4 protein-coding genes are annotated in these 4,129 nt (G+C 69.4%); all 4 read right to left on the bottom strand.

Going from position 1 to position 4,129, the window contains the following annotated elements:
* Positions 1-815: class I adenylate-forming enzyme family protein (locus A9X05_RS14855; protein ID WP_156736731.1), on the bottom strand; the 815-nt coding region annotated here is incomplete at its 3' end.
* Between the two features lie 60 nt (positions 816-875).
* Positions 876-1,652 (bottom strand): crotonase/enoyl-CoA hydratase family protein, encoded by a 777-nt coding sequence (locus A9X05_RS14850; RefSeq protein ID WP_067756766.1) that lies wholly within the window; start codon positions 1,650-1,652, stop codon positions 876-878.
* Between the two features lie 107 nt (positions 1,653-1,759).
* Complete coding sequence (locus A9X05_RS14845; protein ID WP_067756769.1) at positions 1,760-3,169, bottom strand: wax ester/triacylglycerol synthase family O-acyltransferase; 1,410 nt, start codon at positions 3,167-3,169, stop codon at positions 1,760-1,762.
* A gap of 44 nt (positions 3,170-3,213) precedes the next feature.
* The coding region (locus A9X05_RS14840) for an alpha/beta hydrolase (RefSeq protein ID WP_067782324.1) at positions 3,214-4,129 on the bottom strand (916 nt) is incomplete at its 5' end.

Raw genomic sequence — 4,129 nt, 5'->3', positions numbered from 1 at the left:
CGGCGCACCAGCGGCAGGCCCACCTTGGAGCCGCCGTAGGCCAGGTTGCGCAGCGACGTCAGCTCGTGACCGCCGCTCTCCAGCACCGTGACGATCCGATCCAGCATGGTGGGCACAACCGTCGCGGTGGTCACTCGCTCGGCGTCGACCAACCGCACCCATTCCTGGGCGTCGAAGGTGGGCAGGTAGACCATCTTGCGCCCGGCGTACAGGTTGGACAGCGCGGCGCTGACCCCGGCGATGTGATACGGCGGAACGCAGATCAGTGCCGCCTCGCCCGCGTCGGCCGATTCGAACTCCACTGTCCCGGTGACATAACTGGTCAGGTTGTTGTGCGAGAGTTCGACGGCCTTGGGCTGCGACGTGGTGCCGGACGTGAACAGGACGATCGCGACGGACTCCGGGTCGGGGAACTCGGCGGCCGGCTCGGCACCGCGCGCCGCGGTCAGAAATTCCTCGGTGGTCATCAGCCGCGGCGACGCCCCGCCCAGCATGTCGCTGTACCGGCTGTCGACGACCACCAGCGGCTCGGGCAGGCGGTCGATCAGCGCCTGGATGCCGTCGGCGGACAGCCGGTAGTTGATCGGCGTGAAGGCGACCCCGGCGCGCGCGGCCGCGAAGATGAGGACCGGGAGCATGGCGCCGCCGGTGCCCACGTACGCGACGTGCCTGGCGCCGGATCCGGCGATCACGCCGGCGCCACCGTCGGCCAGGTCGCTGAGCTGCTGCGTCGTCAGCCGCACGTCGCCGGAGACGACCGCCGTGCGATCGGGGTTGCTCGACGCGGCCATCTCGAGCAGCAGCGAAATGCTCATCCTCGATCTTTCCGATTCCCCAACGGTTTACAAATCTAAGCCATAGTGTAACCCGGCCGCTCAGCTGCCCGTCCAGCGCGGTGGGCGCTTCTCGGCGAAGGCGATCGCGCCCTCCTTCGCGTCGTTGGACGCGAACACCGGCGCCAGCAGCTTGTTCTGCTCGGCGAACATCTCCTCGGGGCTCCAGCCGCGGGACTCGACGATGATCCGCTTGGTGGCGGCCACCGCCAGCGGGCCGTTGGCGGCGATCTTCTCGGCCAGCGCGATCGCCTCGTCGAGCGCCTTACCCGGCTCGGCCAACACGTTGACCAGCCCGAGCGCGTGGGCGCGCTCGGCGGGCAGGTTTTCCCCGGTGAGCGCCAGCTCCATCGCGATGGCCGACGGGATGCGCTGCGGCAGCCGCAGCAGGCCGCCGCCCCCGGCGACCAGCCCGCGCTTGACCTCGGGGATGCCGAAGGCCGAGTCCTTGGACGCGACGATCAGGTCGGTGGCCAAGGCGAGCTCGGTGCCGCCGGCCAGCGCGTAGCCCTCGACCGCCGCGATCAGCGGCTTGGCGGGTGGGCGCTCGGTGAAGCCCATGCCCCGGCCCGCCACGATCGGCAGCTCGCCGCGCGCGAAGGCCTTGAGGTCCATGCCCGCGCAGAAGGATCCGCCCGCGCCGGTCAGGATGCCCACCGAGAGACCGGCGTCGCCGTCGAGCCGATCGACGGCCGCGGCCAGGCCGTTGGCCACCGCGGCGTTGACCGCGTTCTTCGCCTTGGGCCGGTTGATCGTGATGATTAGAATCCGATCCCGCTGTTCGACCAGGACTTCGGGTTCGTTGGCGTCTTCGCTCACGGCCGCACAGCTCCTTCGGGTAGGGGTGGCTGCTTATCCGAGAAGATCGTAGCGGTCGACGGAAATGGCATTGGCACCAGTCGAGAGTCCCGTTTCCGGGATAGCCCTCAGGCTGGCGCCATCGCGGCCTCGACGACCGTCAGCTCTTCGGGAAGCCCTGCGGCCCTGCGTATTTCGATGAAGTCGGCGACCATGGCCTCGGTCACCTCGTGCGGGTCCTTGAGCGTGGCGCCGTCGGACAGCACCGAGATGTTGAGCTGGTCCACGTAGCTCCACACGGTGATGTTGAGGCCGCTGCCTGCGGTCAACGGGCCCACCGAGTAGATCTCGGTGACCAGCGCGCCGCCCACCCGGCCGCGCTCGCGCGGACCCGGCACGTTGGAGATGTTCAGGTTCAGGATCTTGTTGTGCCCGTCGCGGCCGGACGCCCACCGGAAGAAGGCCTGGGTCGGCGCGGGCGGCATGTAGGCCGCCCAGCGGCTGACCAGCTCAGGCCCCATCAGCTGGTTGCTCTCCTTTGCGGCGATCGCGTTCTCGTGGCTGCACTGCACCCGCTCCAGCGGATCGTCGGAATCGGTCGGGAGGCCCACCAGCACGCCGGTGAAGCGGTTGCCGGAGATCCGCTCCGGCGAGAAGTCGAAGCTCATCGGCACCGACGCCAGCAGCGGAACGGCCTCGCCGTCGTAGCGCAGCTGCAGAGTGCGCAGCGCGCCGGTCGCCATGGCGAGCACCATGTCGTTGATCGTCGCTCCCAGCCGCTTCCCCGTCTCCTTCACATCGGCCAGCGCCAGGGTGGCGGTGGCGAACCGGCGCTCCGGGGTGATCTTGTGGTTCATGAAGGTGGGCGGAGGTTCGAACGGCCGGCTCAACTCCGGTGACAGCTTGCGTGAGCTGCGGCGCACCCGGCCCAGCCCCTGCGCGGTGTAGCGGATCGTCGACGGGATCCGCCCCACGTGGCGCAGGTGGTCGGCGAACGCCGAACCCATCAGCTGCCCGGTGGTGGGCGGCGGGTCGGACACGTACGGCCCGCCCTCGGGTCCGGGCTGCAGGTCCATGCCGCGGGCCATCAGGTTGGCCGAGGCGACCCCGTCGGCGAGCGCGTGGTGGATCTTGCCCACCACCGCGATCCGGTTGTTCGCCAGGCCTTCGACGAAGTACATCTCCCACAGCGGCCGGCTGCGGTCCAGCGGCGTGCTGGCGATGCGCCCGATGGCCTCGTCCAGTTCGCGCCGGCCACCCGGAGCGGGCAGCCGCCATGGCCGGATGTGGTAGTCCAGGTCGAGGTCGCAGTGCTCCCGCCACATCGGGTGGTGGAGCTTGAAGGGGATCTCGACCAGCTGATAGCAGAACGGTTCCAGCTTGCCCAGGCGGCCGCGAATGACTTCGCGGAACGCGTCGATGCCGAAGTCAAGACGATCGGAATCGAGTTCGATCACAGCGGCTTTGATGGTGTGCATGTGCACGTTCGGCGTCTCGCTGTAGAGCAAGACCGCATCCCACCCGCTCAGCCGTTTCACCGCTGCCCCTTACCCATAAAGGGACCATACTCAGCGGCGGCGGTTCAGATAACCTCTTTGGCCGCGTTTGTCTTGGTGCGGTAAACCTGGTTGAGGAACAGCGAAGTCGCGTGCGCCGCGGCGCCCGCCCGTTCCCCGTCGACGAGGTCGTACCCGTGGCCCGCGCCGGGCAACTCCAGGTAGCCCACCATCGAATGCGACACCGTCCGCATCCGGTCCACGAAGCTGCGCGCCTGCTCGACGGGAATGACGCTGTCCCTGCTGCCGTGAATCACCAAGAACGGCGGGGCATTTCGATGCACACGCGCCATCGGGGACGCGTCGCGGAACACCTGGGGGTGGCGGTCCATCCTGCGCCTGACGACGACCCGCTCCAGGAAGTCGACGAACCGGTCCCGCTCCGGGGTCGACCGATCCTCCCAGTCGTAGCGACCGTAGATGCCGACCACGGCGTCGACCGAGGTGTTGGCGCCTTCGGGCAGCTTCGCGTGGTACTGCGGGTCGTCGGGGGTGAGCCCGGCCAGTGCGGACAGATGGCCGCCGGCCGAACACCCGGCCACGGCGACGAAATCGCGGTCGCCGCCGAACTTGTCGACGTTGGCACGCGCCCACGCGATCGCCGTCTTGACGTCGACGATGTGCCGCGGCCAGCGGTGGTGCGGGGCGACGCGGTAATCGATCGCCAGGCAGACCCAACCCTGCTCCGCCAACCGGGACATCAGGGCCGAGCCCTGACCCATGGCCTTGCCGTGCACCCAGGCGCCGCCCGGCACGAAGATGAGCACCGGCGCGGGCTGCGCGGGCAGGTCCTTGCGGCGCCACACGTCGAGCACCTGCGCGGGGTGGTCCCCGTAGTGGACCGCGCGGCGGTGGAGGTAGCGGCGCTGGCGCATCGCGTCCCAGATCGGCGGCGTCCGTACCGCCGCGGGCCATTCCAGCTCCAGGTCGGCGGCCGACACG

This window comes from Mycobacterium sp. E3298 (assembly GCF_001666895.1).
In the GTDB taxonomy this organism is placed as follows: domain Bacteria; phylum Actinomycetota; class Actinomycetes; order Mycobacteriales; family Mycobacteriaceae; genus Mycobacterium.
The sequence above is the reverse complement of the archived record's forward strand: the minus strand, read 5'-3'. Positions and strand labels throughout refer to the sequence as shown.